Genomic DNA, 13,041 nt, shown 5'->3' on the forward strand with positions numbered 1-13,041 from the left:
ACGTGGCGGACCGCGGGCGGCCCGGGTTGCACGCCCGCTGGAGCGAGCAGGCCTGTGACATCTCGCCGTAATGACGCCGGGGCCCCACAAGACCCGGCCGCCAAAGTCTCCAGCAGCCGCGCCTCCACGGGACGCAGGTCGTCCCGGGATCGGCACGCCGACGCGGAGCCCGCCCCAGCCGGCCGGGTCTTCGTCCTGGATACCTCGGTCCTGCTGTCCGACCCGGCGGCGTTCCGCCGGTTCACCGACCACGAGGTGATCATTCCGCTCGTGGTGATCTCCGAACTGGAGGGCAAGCGCCACCATCCCGAGCTCGGCTGGTTCGCCCGGCAGTCGCTGCGCATGCTCGACGAGCTGCGCATCAAGTTCGGCCGGCTCGACCAGCCGGTCCTCTGCAACGACGAGGGCGGCACGCTGCGCGTGGAGCTCAACCACGCCGACCAGAGCGCGCTACCGCACGGCTTCCGCAACGACTCCAACGACACCCGGATCCTCTCGGTGGCGCTGGGGCTGGCCGCGGAGGGCCGGGACGTCACGCTGGTCAGCAAGGACATGCCGCTGCGGGTCAAAGCCGCGTCGGTCGGCCTGACCGCCGACGAGTACCGGCACGGCCAGGCCAGCGACCCGACCTGGGTGGGCATGGCGGACCTCAAGCTCTCGGAGGACCAGGTCAGCCAGCTGTACGCGGGCGAGGAGCTCGAGCTGGAGGAGGCGGACGCGCTGCCCTGCCACACCGGTCTGGTGATCCACTCCTCGCGCGGTTCGGCGCTGGGCCGGGTCAATCCGGACAAGACGGTGCGGCTGGTCCGCGGTGACCGCGAGGCGTTCGGCCTGCGCGGTCGCTCGGCGGAGCAGCGCATCGCCCTGGACCTGCTGCTGGACGAGTCGATCGGCATCGTGTCGCTGGGCGGCCGGGCCGGCACCGGCAAGTCCGCGCTGGCGCTCTGCGCGGGCCTCGAGGCCACGATGGAACGCAACCGCCACAAGAAGGTCGTGGTCTTCCGCCCGCTGTACGCGGTCGGCGGGCAGGATCTCGGCTACCTGCCGGGCAGCGAGTCGGAGAAGATGTCGCCCTGGGCGCAGGCCGTCTTCGACACCCTCGGCGCCGTGGTGCACGCGAACGTCATGGAGGAGGTTCTGGCGCGCGGGATGCTCGAGGTCCTGCCGCTGACCCACATCCGCGGCCGCAGCCTGCACGACGCGTTCGTGATCGTGGACGAGGCCCAGTCACTGGAGCGCAACGTGCTCCTCACGGTGCTGTCCCGGATCGGCCAGGGCTCGCGGGTGGTCCTCACCCACGACGTCGCGCAGCGCGACAACCTCCGGGTGGGCCGGCACGACGGCGTCACGGCGGTGATCGAGGCGCTGAAGGGCCACCCGATCTTCGCCCATGTCACCCTAACGAGGTCGGAGCGCTCGCCGATCGCAGAGGTCGTCACCGATCTCCTGGAGGACATCCCCCAGTAACGCTCCGTCACTAGCTGAGGCGGGGACCCGACGGGTCCCCGCCTCACGCTATGGAGAGGTCTAACTACCTAAAGTGAGTTTTCCATTACCTCTAAAGTGATGGAAATGATGGCCATTTGCCCAGATTAAATCCCAAACATCCTGTGATTCATTTCACACGTGCGCGTCGTCATTTCACATCCACCTCACTGTGGGCCATGGTGTCTGGCGAGCATCAATCGCGTGGCCCGGCAGGTCTGAGATCGACTGCGGGGTCATCGTGACCGGCAGCGGTGGGGTCGGTCACGCGTCCCCGAGGGGTCGCCGGTGCTCGCGGCGGGAATGGTTCCCGGGATTCGTCCCGGCGAATTCGCGCTGCGTCATTGCCCCCTACGAAGGGACACTTCGTGAATCGGCTCTGGAGCCGGGTCGGTATCCGTGTGGCCTCGGTGGGTCTGCTCGTGGCCGGCGTGATCGGCGGGGTCTACCTCGGAAAGGACCAGCAGGTCGAGGCGCAGAGCGCCCAGACCGGCGTGGTCGCGCAGGCCGACGTGGACGACCTGCAGCTGCTCAAGGAGCGGCACGGTCAGCACGCGGCCGCCCGCGCATACCAGCGGGAGGCCGAAGGCGAGGCCGCCGCGAAGGCTGCCGAGGAGGCCAAGGCCGCGGCCGGCAAGGCGCGCGCGCTGGAGAAGAAGGCCATCGAGAAGAAGGCCGCGGAGAAGAAGGCCGCCGAGGACGAGGGCTCCGGGTCCTCCGGTGGGACGGTGCCCTACGACGGGCCGATCCCCGCCTCGTGCGACGAATACAGCGGCAACCGGGCCACCGGGTGCGCGCTCATGCTCAAGGACGGCTTCGAGATCGACCAGTTCCCGTGCCTCGACAAGCTGTGGAAGAAGGAAAGCGGCTGGAACCACCACGCCGAGAACACCAGCTCGGGCGCGTACGGGATTCCGCAGGCCCTGCCGGGCAAGAAGATGTCCAGCGAGGGCGACGACTGGGAGACCAACCCGGCGACGCAGATCGAGTGGGGACTCGGCTACATCAAGGGCCGGTACGGCTCCCCATGTGACGCGTGGGGCCACTCGCAGAACGTGGGCTGGTACTAAGAACCTCGGGCAAGACAAAAGGGGTACGGGCTTCGGCGCGTACCCCTTTTGCGTGGTCACCTCGTGATCAAATATCCATATGGTCCGGAAAGTCGCCCCGTTGGTCGTGCTCGGCGTTCTCGCCTCCGTGCTTTCCGCGAACCAGATAGCGGCACGGGCCGGAGACGTCGCGGAGCCGGCACGGGAAGTCGTCGGGGGCGATAACGCGCCCGATGGGCGATTTCCGTGGATGGTGCGGCTTTCCATGGGCTGCGGCGGTGCGCTGACCGCGCCGCGCGTGGTGCTCACCGCGGGTCACTGCGTCACCGGCACGGGCGCGGATTCCAGCATCGAGGTGGTCGCCGGTGTGACCAATCTCAAGTCCGCCCGCGCGATCAAGGCGAAGTCGGTCTCGGTGATCCGCGCGGCGGAGTTCCGCACGGAGACGCTCGGCGACGACTGGGCCCTCGTCAAGCTGGACCGCCGGCTCGACCTGCCGACCCTGGAACTCACCGCCGGCGGCGCCGACGAGAGCGGTCAGCAGACCATCCTCGGCTGGGGGCAGACCGGGGAGGGCTCCCTGCGCCAGGAGACCAAGCTCCGGTACGCCTCGGTGCAGGTCGTCGCCGACGCGCCCTGCGCCAAGGCGTACGAAAAGGTCAAGGTCGATCTCGTCGAGGACGAGTCGATCTGCGCCGGCGGCCGCGGCGTCGACACCTGCCAGGGCGACTCGGGCGGCCCGCTGGTGCACCGGATCGCCGAGGGTAAATGGGTGCAGGTCGGCATCGTGAGCTGGGGCCTCGGCTGCGCCCGCAAGAACTACCCCGGCGTCTATACGCAGGTGTCGAAGTTCCGTGCCGACATCAAGGCCGCTACCCGGAAGCTGGGCTGACGTTGCCCGAACTGACGCACCTGGTTGGCGCGGCTGGCGCCCATCGGTAACCATCGGGGGATGGGTTACCCCGGGGAGCGCGAGGACCAGGCGGCGAGATTCGGCACCGAGGCGTTCTTCGCCTCGATCGGCCGGGCGTTCGTGGCCATGTGCGCCGTCATCCCGGTGCTGTTCCTCATCGAGGTTATCGACGTCGGGATCGGCGCCGGCCGCCTCGACGTCGCGGGCGGCATCATCCCGCACCGCCTCAGCGGTCTCGACGGCGTCATCTTCAGCCCCTTCCTGCACGCCGGCTGGGACCACCTGTACGGCAACAGCATCCCGCTGATCCTGGTCGGCACGTTCGCGCTGGCCGGAGGGGTGCGCCGCTTCCTCTGGTCGACGCTGGTGATCGTGCTGTTCAGCGGCTTCGGCGTGTGGTTGATCGGCGATCCGAGCAGCGTCGTCGTCGGTGCCAGCGGGGTCGTCTTCGGCTACCTGGGCCTGCTCTTCGCCCGTGGCTTCGTGGAGCGCAGCTGGTGGAACCTGGGCGTGGCCGCGTTCATCGGGCTGCTCTACTGGTACCAGCTCTACAACGTGCTGCCGACCGACCAGCCGATCTCCTGGCAGGGGCACCTGCTCGGCCTGCTCGGCGGCGTGATCTCGGCGATCCTGTTCCGCCGGCGCCGCCCGCGCCCCGCCCCCGCCCTGTTCGACCCGGACACCACCCTCACCGACATCTGAGCGCAGCCGCCGGCGGTCAGTCGCGGGCCCGCCGCGCCGGCAGGACCGCCACGCCGACCGCCACCAGGGTGAGCACGGCGCCGAGGACCGTGTTCCAGCCCGGCCGGCCGGCCGCGCCCGGCACGATCTCGTCCAGCAGCAGCGCGCCGGTGACCTGGCCCGCGATCATGCCCAGGCCGAGCAGCAGGACGCCGGTGTAGCGGACCACGGCGGCTCCGACGGCGATGAAGACGATGCCGAGGACGCCGCCGGCGTACAGCCACCAGGGGCCGGCCGGCAGCCGGTCCGGGAGGCCGCGGACGGTCACGGAGACCGCGAAGGCGACCAGCAGCACCGACGTACCCATCGCGAAGTTGACAAGTCCCGCCACCATCGCGCTGCCCGAGACGACCCGCACGTGGCCGTTGACGGCCTGCTGCCAGGCGATGCCGACCCCGGCCAGCAGGGGCAGCACGGCGAGCGCCAGCGCGCTCGGATGGCCGATCCGGTCGCCGACCGCCAGCATCACCGCGCAGACGGTCAGGACCGCGCCGGCCAGCCGCGGGGTGGTCACCGGCTGCGGGCCGGCCGGGCCCGCGCCCGCCCGGTCCACCAGCAGGCTGCTCGAGGACTGGCCCGCGACCAGCGCCACGATGAAGACGGCGACGCCCAGCGTCGGCACGGTCAGGCCCTGCGTGGCGACCAGGAAGCCGCCGCACATCCCGCCGATGCACTGCCACGGGCGGATCCGCTGCCCCCGCAGCCCGTCGCGCAGGTGGCGCAGCCCGGCCCGGCCGACCGGTAGCAGCGGCACGAGCACCGCGAGCACCAGCAGGCCGGAGCCGAACGAGACGAGGGCGGCACCGATCGGGTCGTCCAGGCGAATCGAGAGTTCGCCGTTGATCCTCGACTGCACCGCCAGCGCGACCCCCGCGACCAGGGCGAACAGGACGCCGGTGGCGCGGCGACCGGCCGAGACGGCCGATCCGGGTGGAGCGGGCGCGGTCGAGGTCTGCGTCACTCGCGCACCGTCGGCAGGTGCCCGTCAAAGTCGACCGCCGAGTACTGCGCCAGCTTCTCCAGCCGGTGGTACGAGTCGATGACCCGGATGGTGCCGCTCTTGGAGCGCATGACGATCGACTGGGTGTGCGCGCCGCCGGACCGGTACCGCACGCCCTTGAGCAGGTCGCCGGAGGTCACCCCGGTGGCGACGAAGAAGCAGTTGTCGCCGGTGACCAGGTCGTCGGTGTTCAGCACCCGGTCCAGGTCGTGGCCGCCGCCGATGGCCTTCTCCCGCTCGGAGGCGTCGAGCGGCCAGAGCTTCGCCTGGATCGCGCCGCCGAGGCACTTGAGCGCGCAGGCGGCCGTGATGCCCTCCGGGGTGCCGCCGATACCCATCAGCACGTCGACGTCCGACTCGCTGCGTGCCGCCGAGATGGCGCCGGCGATGTCGCCGTCGGAGATGAACTTGATGTTCGCGCCCGCCGCCCGGACCTCCTCGACCAGCGCCTGGTGCCGCGGCCGGTCCAGTATGCAGACGGTCACGTCCGAGACGCTCGAGTGCTTGGCCTTGGCGATGCGCCGCAGGTTCTCGGTCGCGCCCGCGTTGATGTCGATGACGTCGGCGCAGTCCGGCCCCACGGCGATCTTCTCCATGTAGAAGACCGCGCTCGGGTCGAACATCGCGCCGCGCTCGGCGACGGCCAGCACGGCGACCGCGCCCGGCATCCCCTTGCTCATCAGCGTCGTGCCGTCGACCGGGTCGACCGCCACGTCCACCTCCGGCCCGGTGCCGTCGCCGACCTCCTCGCCGTTGAACAGCATCGGGGCGTTGTCCTTCTCGCCCTCGCCGATGACGACGACGCCGCGCATCTGAATCGAGTTGATGAGCTTGCGCATGGCGTCGACGGCCGCGCCGTCGCCGCCCTCCTTGTCACCCCGGCCGACCCAGCGGCCGGCTGCCATCGCGGCGGCTTCGGTCACGCGTACCAGGTCGAGCGCGATGTTGCGGTCGAGATCCTGCGGGTTCTTGGAAACGGGCATAGGGGTGCCTCCTCGCGACGGTGCGGGTGTGGTGCACCGATCCTCACATGCGGAGACGCGCGAAGTCCCGCGTCAGCGACATGGTTAACAATGGTGGGGTGACTACCCCTGACGCCGCCGCCGAACCCGTCACCGTGGGAAAGCGCGGCGGCCGCTCACCGCGGGACATGGCGATGTCGCTCGGCATCCTGCTGCTGCCGATCGCGCTGCTGCTGCTCTTCTACCGGCTCGTCCTCGACGGCGACAAGCCGGTGAGCGTCGACACCGAGCCGGCCCTCCAACAGGCCCGCGCCGCGGCGGCCTTCGAGGTCGTCGTGCCGCAGGGCCTCGGCGACGGCTGGCACCCGGTGAGCGCGAGCTTCCAGCGCGGCGGCGAAGGCGCCACGCTGCGGATCGGCTACGTCGACCCGGACTCCGACCCGATCCAGCTGATCGAGAGCAGCCGCCCGACGGAGGCGCTGATCCCGGTGGAGCTGGGCCGCGACCCCGAGGCGACCGGGACCTTCCGCGACGGCGCGCGCACCTGGCACCGCTACGACGCCCGGCCCGGCGAGAGCGCGCTGCTGCTGCTGGAGAAGGGCCGCACCATCATCGTGGTGGGCACCACCGAGACCGAGAGCCTGGAGAGCTTCGCCTCGTCGCTGGGCTAGGTGTGATGTCCGGGGACGTTGCCTATCCGTCGTCGCGGGCCGCTCGCGCCGCCTCGATGCGCTCGCGGGCGCCGTCCAGCCGGCGCTGGCAGACGTCCGCCAGCTTCTCGCCGCGCTCCCACAGGGCCAGCGACTCCTCGAGTGAGCTGCCGCCCTGCTCGAGGCGTTCCACCACCGTGGCCAGCTCGGTGCGGGCCTGCTCGTAACTGAGTTCCTCGTCCGTCATTCCCGCACTCCCGCTCGAAGCTCACCGTCGGCCAGCCGTACCCGGAGAACGTCACCCGTCTCCACCTCGCCTGCCGCGCGGACCACGTGGCCGTCCGCGCGTTGCACGATCGCGTACCCGCGCTCCAGGGTCGCCATCGGCGACAGCCCCCGCAGCCGTGCCAGGGTGTGCCGCAGATCGTCGTCGGCGCGGCGCAGCCGCTGGTCCAGGCTGCGTATCGCCCGGTCGCGCAGGGCGCCGACCTCGACGGCGCGCTGTTCGACGAGCGCCTCGGGCCGGGCCAGTACCGGGCGCGACCGCCAGGACTCCAGCCGGTGCGACTCGCGCTCGACCAGCGTGATCACCGCGCGGTCCAGCCGCCGCCGCGCCTGCCGGACCAGGTTCGTCTCCTCGGCCAGGTCGGGCACGATCCGCTTGGCCGCGTCGGTCGGCGTGGACGCGCGCACGTCGGCCACGTAGTCGATCAGCGGCGCGTCCGTCTCGTGGCCGATCGCGCTGACCACCGGGGTGCGGCAGCCGAACACGGCCCGGCACAGCGCCTCGTCGGAGAAGGGCAGCAGGTCCTCGACGCTGCCGCCGCCGCGGGCGAGCACGATCACGTCGACGGTGTCGTCGTTGTCGAGCACCTTCAGCGCGTCGATGATCTGCGGCACCGCGGTCGGGCCCTGCACGGGCACGTTGATCACCCGGAAGTCCACGGACGGCCAGCGGCGCCGGGTGTTCATCAGCACGTCCCGCTCGGCCGCGGACGCCCGCCCGGTGATCAGCCCGACCCGCTGCGGCAGGAACGGCAGCCGCCGCTTGCGCTCGCGGGCGAAGAGGCCCTCGGCGCCGAGCAGCTTCTTCAGCCGCTCGAGGCGGGCCAGCAGCTCGCCGAGGCCGACCTGGCGGATCTCGTCGGCGCGCAGGCTCAGCGAGCCGCGCGCCGGGTAGAACTCGGGCTTGGCGTGCAGCGTGACCCGGGCGCCCTCGGCCAGCTCCGGTGCGCCGGCGTCGAGCACGTCGCGATGGGCGGTCACGGTGAGGCTGAGGTCGGCGGACGGGTCGCGCAGCGTCAGGAAGACCACGCTGGCGCCGGGGCGGCGGCTGATCTGCGCGACCTGGCCGTCGACCCAGACCCAGCCGAGCTTGGCGATCCACGCGCTGACCTTCTGGCTGACGACCCGGACGGGCCACGGCTCGTCGGCGCTCGACTTCGCAGGCGCGCTCGGGGTCTCGGGCTGGGTCACCGGGCCAGCCTAGGCCCTGGGGCCGGGTCAGCCCGGTTCCCGGTCGTGGCGTCGCACGGCCCGGCGCACACACGCCACCGCGACCAGCACGATCAGGCCCGCGTACCCCCAGAAGAGCAGGTCGGCGAGCAGGTGCTGGCCGCCGAGGTGCCAGCGGCCGGCGTCGCTGGCCGCGAAGCTGAACGGATAGCCGTGTCGGTCCGCGTACGCGGTCATGCAGCACGCCGCGTCGAACGCCCGCACGCCGCTGAGGATCATGCCGCCGGCCAGCACCGCGCCGCCGGCGCAGTAGCCCGCGACGCCCGCCCCGGCGCCGAGGCTCGGGAACATGATCATGAGCACGCCGCCGATCACGAGCATGACGTGGAACGCCAGGTACGCGCCGTCGCCGGCGCCGCCGCGGTCGATCTCGACGAGCAGGTTGAGGACCCCGATGAGGATGCTGAACCAGCCGACGAGCAGCCGCAGCGCCGCGCCGAACGAGCCGAGGAGACCGTGTGCCGGCTCGTCATGGCCCCCCGTGCGGCCGGCCGGGTACCCCGCGTCACCTACGGCGCTCATCGCCTGAGTATCGCGTCCGTCACCGCCCCTGCGTGCGGAAACGCGTTCTGTAGATCATGACTGAGGTACGGCGTCCCGCCGTGCGCCGGCGCGGCGGATCACGACGGCGCAGGCCAGCACCAGCAGGCCGACCAGGCCCCAGAAGTAGAGGTCCGCGGCGAGGTTCACGGCGTCGATCCGCCAGTTCGCCCGGTTCGCGGCCGCCTGGGCCGCGGCCGGGTCGGCGCCGACCCCGCCCCGGGTCAGCCAGGCGTGCGGCCAGCCGCGGCTGGCGAGGTAGGCGAACATGCCACCGACGTTGACGCCGGCCACGAGGCAGCCGGCCAGCGTGCCGCCGACCGCCGCGCCGGCGGTCGCCGCCGCGGTGGCCCGGGCCGGCAGCCCGACCCGGTGCGGCATGAGCAGCACCAGCCCGCCCATGGCCAGCACCACGCCGACGGTCACGTCGCTGAACGGCCGCGGCGCATCCAGGTTGAGCAGGATCCAGGTCAGGCCGCCGACCAGGCTCACCGCGCCGAGCAGCCCTCGCACGGCGGCGCTGACCCGGTGCCCAACCGTCACACTCGTCTCATCCACCGGACGAGTATGCCGCGCCGCGGCGCGATCGCGCCCGGCGGCGATGCCGGGCGACTGTGGCGCCCGTCGCACGCCGACCGGTCGCGGCCGGGTGCACGTACCATGGCTGGGTGACCGCCGACTCCTCCAGCCCAGTTCGCAAGCGTGTGCTCCTCGCCAAGCCGCGGGGCTACTGCGCCGGCGTCGACCGTGCCGTGCAGACCGTCGAGGAGGCGCTCAAGCTCTACGGCGCCCCGGTCTACGTGCGCAAGCAGATCGTGCACAACAAGCACGTCGTCACCACGCTCGAGGCCCGCGGTGCGATCTTCGTGGAGGAGAACGAGGAGGTCCCGGAGGGCTCGACCGTCGTCTTCTCGGCACACGGCGTCGCGCCGGAGGTGCACGAGCAGGCCCGCGAGCGCAGACTCAAGGCGATCGACGCGACCTGCCCGCTGGTCACCAAGGTGCATCACGAGGCGAAGCGGTTCGCCGCCGAGGACTACGACATCCTGCTCATCGGGCACGAGGGGCACGAAGAGGTCATCGGCACGGCGGGCGAGGCCCCGGCGCACATCCAGCTGGTCGACGGGCCCGACGACGTGGAGAACGTCGTCGTCCGCGACCCGGCGAAGGTCGTCTGGCTGTCACAGACCACGCTGTCGGTCGACGAGACGATGGAGACCGTCGCCCGGCTGAAGACGAGGCTGCCGCTGCTGCAGTCGCCGCCCAGCGACGACATCTGCTACGCCACGTCGAACCGCCAGCACGTGATCAAGGAGATCGCCCCGGAGTGCGACGTGGTGATCGTCGTGGGCTCCACCAACTCGTCCAACTCGGTGCGCCTGGTCGAGGTCGCGCTCGGCGCGGGCGCGCGGGCCGGACACCTGGTCGACTACGCCTCGGAGATCAAGGACGAGTGGCTGGAGGGCGCGGCGACCGTCGGCGTCAGCTCGGGTGCCAGCGTCCCCGACGACCTGGTCATGGAGGTGCTCGCCTACCTCGCGGAGCGGGGCTTCGGCGAGGTCACCGAGTTCACCACGGCCGAGGAGCGGCTGACCTTCTCGCTGCCGCAGGAACTGCGCCGCGACATGAAGGCCGCCGCGGCCGCGGCCGCCCGCGGCTAGCGCAGCGGCCGGCCGTCGAGGCCGCTGTCGTCGAGCAACTCCGGCGCCTGCGGCTGGCGGGGGGCCAGCTCCACCTGCGCCGGTACGACCAGTTCGTCGTCCGAGACGCCCATCTCCGCGAGCTTGCGGGCGCTGACCAGCACCCGTGACTCCAGCGAGCCGACGGCGCGGTTGTACGCCGTCACCGCCCCGCTCAGCGAGCTGCCCAGCTTGCCAACGTGATCGCCCAGCGTGGCCAGCCGGCCGTACAGCTCGCGGGCCAGGCTGTGCACCGCAAGCGCGTTGCGGGCCAGCGCCTCCTGCCGCCACGAATAGGCCACCGTGCGCAGCAGGGCGACAAGCGTCGCCGGGGTCGCCAGCACCACGTTGCGGGTGAACGCGTGCTCCATCAGCGACGCGTCGCGCTGCAGGGCCGCGTCGAGGAACGGGTCGGCCGGCACGAACAGCACCACGAAGTCCGGCGCCTGGTCGAACGCGGTCCAGTAGGCCTTGGCCGACAGCGCGTCCACGTGCCCGCGCAGCACCTTGGCGTGCTGGTCCAGGTGTGCGTCGCGGGTGCGCTCGTCGCGGGCCTCCATCGCCGACAGATACGAGTCGAACGGCGCCTTGGCGTCCACCACCACGCACCTCCCGCCGTGCAGGCGTACCAGCATGTCGGGGCGTACGCCCTGGTGGTCGGTCGCGCCGGTGACCTGCTCGGCGAAGTCGCAGTGCTCGAGCAGGCCGGCCGCCTCGACGATGCGGCGCAGCTGGAGCTCGCCCCAGCGGCCGCGCACCTGCGGTGCCCGCAGCGCCGCGACCAGCTGTTTCGTCTCGGTCCGCAGTTCGCCCGAGACCGCGCCCATCGACCGGACCTGCTCGCGCAGCTCGGCGTAGGCGTCCACCCGGTCGCGTTCGAGCTCGGCCACCCGCAGCTCGTAGCGTTGCAGGGTCTCGTGCAGCGGGGCCACCGCGCGGGCAACGGCCTCCTGCGACTGCGCGGTCGCCTCATAGGACAGCGAGCGCAGCGACTGCTCCAGCCGGGCCTCGCCCTCGCGGCCGGCCTCCAGGGTCGCCTCCAGCCTGGCGATGTCGGTGGCGGCGCGCAGGCGCCCGGCCAGCCAGCCGAGCGCGCCGCCGACTACCAGGCAGATGATCACCACGGCGAGCGTCGAGAAGGTCACGCATCGGAGCTTGCCAGACACCCCCGACCGGATCGGCGCGGGTACGGTCGAGTCATGAAGGTGTTTCTGCTGCTCTTCCTGATTCTGATCCTGGTGGTGGCGGTCGCCGTGGTGGCGCGGCGGGGCACCGCGGCCCGGGAGCAGCGGCAGTTGGACGACGCCCGGGCCGAGGCCCAGCGGTGGTACGAGCGGCTCGGCGGCCAGCTGATGAACCTGCACGGCGGCGACGACCCGGCGGCCCGGCAGGCGCTCGCCGACGCGGGTGAGCGCTACAACGCGGCCGGCGGGCAGCTTCAGCAGGCCCGGTCGGTGCGGCAGTTCGAACTGGCGCGGGAGTCGGCCCTGGAGGGTCTGGCCTATGCGCGCGCGGCGCGCCTCGCGATGGGCCTCGACCCGGGCCCGGAGCTGCCGCCGCTCGCGGCCGCGCGCGGCGCGGGCCAGCTGACCCAGGAGCGCGAGGTCAGCGTGCAGGGCCACCGGTACCGGGCGGGACCGCGACCGGGGCCGGAGACGCCCTACTACTACCCGGGCGGTCGGGTGCAGGGCCGGCCGGTGCCGTCGGGCTGGTATTCGACGCCGGTCTGGGGCACCGCGCTCGGAGCCGGTGCGGGCGTCCTCGGCGGCATGCTGATCTTCGACGCGCTGCTCTCGCCGGAGTTCGGCGACATGGGCTACGGCGACGGCTTCCAGGACGCGGCGGGCGACGCCGGCGGCGACTTCGGCGGTGGGGACTTCGGCGGCGGCGACTTCGGTGGGGACTTCGGCGGTGGGGACTTCTAGCGGCCGGTCAGTGCATGCGCCGGGCGAGCTCGCGGCGTAGGGCCCGCGGGCCCGGCCAGACCTCGGTCAGATCGGCGGTGAAGGCCGGCCGGCCCGCGGGGTCGGCGTCGTCGTCGCGGATCGCCGGCCAGCCCTCGTCCTCCTCCGAGACCGGATGGACCCGGTCCAGGTCCACCGGGGTCACGTCGAGGACCGTGCGCAGCCCGTCCCGGCGCACCACCACGTGGTCGATGTCCGGCCAGGCCAGCAGCACCGGGTCGCTGCCCTGCGCGGCCAGCTCCAGGCCGCCCGACGAGGCCCGGACCCAGGTGGGTAGCGCCGAGCGGGCCGACAGCGCGTAACACCCGGCCACCACGGCCCCGATCACCGCGCCCTGCACGACGGTGGACCACCACGGGTCCTGCTGGGCGCCCGGCAGGAGCGCGACCAGCGGCGACACGGCCAGGTAGGCGACCAGCACGACGCCGAACATCAGCGCGAACGTCCGCCACGGCGACGACCGGAAGAGGACCGCGTCGTCGGCCGGGGCCTCGACCTCGTCGGGCGGGATCGACATGGTTCCCATGCTGCCGTGTCGGCGGC

The 13,041-nt window shown here is 72.1% G+C and carries 15 protein-coding genes; 7 read left to right on the forward strand and 8 right to left on the reverse strand.

The window, feature by feature from the left end:
• Positions 1-54 precede the first annotated feature (54 nt).
• From AB0B58_RS07410 to AB0B58_RS07425, 4 genes are all read left to right on the forward strand, one after another.
• Positions 55-1,467 (forward strand): PhoH family protein, encoded by a 1,413-nt coding sequence (locus AB0B58_RS07410; protein ID WP_360219061.1) that lies wholly within the window; start codon positions 55-57, stop codon positions 1,465-1,467.
• 386 nt (positions 1,468-1,853) lie between these two features.
• Entirely contained in the window at positions 1,854-2,555 is a 702-nt protein-coding gene (locus AB0B58_RS07415) for a lytic transglycosylase domain-containing protein (protein ID WP_360219064.1), read from the forward strand.
• A gap of 79 nt (positions 2,556-2,634) precedes the next feature.
• Positions 2,635-3,426, forward strand: a complete 792-nt coding sequence (locus AB0B58_RS07420; protein WP_360219067.1) for a serine protease — start codon at positions 2,635-2,637, stop codon at positions 3,424-3,426.
• Between the two features lie 60 nt (positions 3,427-3,486).
• On the forward strand, positions 3,487-4,149 hold the full coding sequence (locus AB0B58_RS07425) for a rhomboid family intramembrane serine protease (protein WP_360219070.1): 663 nt from the start codon (positions 3,487-3,489) through the stop codon (positions 4,147-4,149).
• 16 nt (positions 4,150-4,165) lie between these two features.
• On the opposite strand, the gene AB0B58_RS07430 is transcribed toward AB0B58_RS07425, so the two are convergent.
• A complete protein-coding gene (locus AB0B58_RS07430) occupies positions 4,166-5,077 on the reverse strand; it encodes a DMT family transporter (RefSeq protein ID WP_360219870.1) in 912 nt (303 codons plus the stop codon).
• 68 nt (positions 5,078-5,145) lie between these two features.
• On the reverse strand, positions 5,146-6,171 hold the full coding sequence (gene glpX, locus AB0B58_RS07435; RefSeq protein WP_360219073.1) for a class II fructose-bisphosphatase: 1,026 nt from the start codon (positions 6,169-6,171) through the stop codon (positions 5,146-5,148).
• 98 nt (positions 6,172-6,269) lie between these two features.
• On the opposite strand from glpX, the gene AB0B58_RS07440 reads away from it, so the two are divergent.
• A complete protein-coding gene (locus AB0B58_RS07440) occupies positions 6,270-6,821 on the forward strand; it encodes a DUF4245 domain-containing protein (protein ID WP_360219076.1) in 552 nt (183 codons plus the stop codon).
• 22 nt (positions 6,822-6,843) lie between these two features.
• Here the strand turns inward: AB0B58_RS07440 and AB0B58_RS07445 are convergent, their stop codons facing one another.
• Genes AB0B58_RS07445 through AB0B58_RS07460 form a run of 4 tightly spaced genes read right to left on the reverse strand, consistent with a single transcriptional unit; the run spans position 6,844 to position 9,413 of the window.
• Positions 6,844-7,047, reverse strand: coding sequence for an exodeoxyribonuclease VII small subunit (locus AB0B58_RS07445; RefSeq protein ID WP_354717373.1), 204 nt, complete (start codon positions 7,045-7,047; stop codon positions 6,844-6,846).
• Positions 7,044-8,276 carry an exodeoxyribonuclease VII large subunit gene (gene xseA, locus AB0B58_RS07450; RefSeq protein ID WP_360219080.1) on the reverse strand — a complete coding sequence of 411 codons (1,233 nt, stop codon included), beginning with the start codon at positions 8,274-8,276 and terminating at the stop codon, positions 7,044-7,046. The genes AB0B58_RS07445 and xseA overlap by 4 nt, the downstream gene beginning before the upstream one ends.
• A 27-nt stretch (positions 8,277-8,303) precedes the next feature.
• Positions 8,304-8,837: a hypothetical protein gene (locus AB0B58_RS07455; RefSeq protein WP_360219083.1), complete on the reverse strand. Its 534-nt coding sequence runs from the start codon at positions 8,835-8,837 to the stop codon at positions 8,304-8,306.
• 54 nt (positions 8,838-8,891) lie between these two features.
• Positions 8,892-9,413: a hypothetical protein gene (locus AB0B58_RS07460; RefSeq protein ID WP_360219086.1), complete on the reverse strand. Its 522-nt coding sequence runs from the start codon at positions 9,411-9,413 to the stop codon at positions 8,892-8,894.
• 110 nt (positions 9,414-9,523) lie between these two features.
• Here AB0B58_RS07460 and AB0B58_RS07465 point away from each other — a divergent pair, with 110 nt between their 5' ends.
• Positions 9,524-10,516, forward strand: a complete 993-nt coding sequence (locus tag AB0B58_RS07465; protein WP_360219089.1) for a 4-hydroxy-3-methylbut-2-enyl diphosphate reductase — start codon at positions 9,524-9,526, stop codon at positions 10,514-10,516.
• Here AB0B58_RS07465 and AB0B58_RS07470 read toward each other — a convergent pair.
• A complete protein-coding gene (locus tag AB0B58_RS07470) occupies positions 10,513-11,679 on the reverse strand; it encodes a DNA recombination protein RmuC (RefSeq protein ID WP_360219092.1) in 1,167 nt (388 codons plus the stop codon). The two genes, AB0B58_RS07465 and AB0B58_RS07470, sit on opposite strands and share 4 nt — an antisense overlap.
• Before the next feature lie 54 nt (positions 11,680-11,733).
• On the opposite strand from AB0B58_RS07470, the gene AB0B58_RS07475 reads away from it, so the two are divergent.
• Positions 11,734-12,459, forward strand: a complete 726-nt coding sequence (locus AB0B58_RS07475; RefSeq protein ID WP_360219095.1) for a hypothetical protein — start codon at positions 11,734-11,736, stop codon at positions 12,457-12,459.
• A gap of 7 nt (positions 12,460-12,466) precedes the next feature.
• On the opposite strand, the gene AB0B58_RS07480 is transcribed toward AB0B58_RS07475, so the two are convergent.
• Positions 12,467-13,015: a hypothetical protein gene (locus AB0B58_RS07480; protein WP_360219098.1), complete on the reverse strand. Its 549-nt coding sequence runs from the start codon at positions 13,013-13,015 to the stop codon at positions 12,467-12,469.
• Positions 13,016-13,041 lie beyond the last annotated feature (26 nt).

This window comes from Actinoplanes sp. NPDC049118, assembly GCF_040648555.1.
Taxonomy (GTDB): domain Bacteria; phylum Actinomycetota; class Actinomycetes; order Mycobacteriales; family Micromonosporaceae; genus Actinoplanes.

Excerpts from the sequence above, each read along its gene's own strand:
- AB0B58_RS07420 (WP_360219067.1), top strand. The coding sequence starts at position 2,635 with ATGGTCCGGAAAGTCGCCCCGTTGGTCGTGCTCGGCGTTCTCGCCTCC.
- AB0B58_RS07425 (WP_360219070.1), top strand. The coding sequence starts at position 3,487 with ATGGGTTACCCCGGGGAGCGCGAGGACCAGGCGGCGAGATTCGGCACC.
- glpX (WP_360219073.1), bottom strand. The coding sequence starts at position 6,171 with ATGCCCGTTTCCAAGAACCCGCAGGATCTCGACCGCAACATCGCGCTC.
- AB0B58_RS07445 (WP_354717373.1), bottom strand. The coding sequence starts at position 7,047 with ATGACGGACGAGGAACTCAGTTACGAGCAGGCCCGCACCGAGCTGGCC.
- AB0B58_RS07455 (WP_360219083.1), bottom strand. The coding sequence starts at position 8,837 with ATGAGCGCCGTAGGTGACGCGGGGTACCCGGCCGGCCGCACGGGGGGC.
- AB0B58_RS07475 (WP_360219095.1), top strand. The coding sequence starts at position 11,734 with ATGAAGGTGTTTCTGCTGCTCTTCCTGATTCTGATCCTGGTGGTGGCG.
- AB0B58_RS07480 (WP_360219098.1), bottom strand. The coding sequence starts at position 13,015 with ATGTCGATCCCGCCCGACGAGGTCGAGGCCCCGGCCGACGACGCGGTC.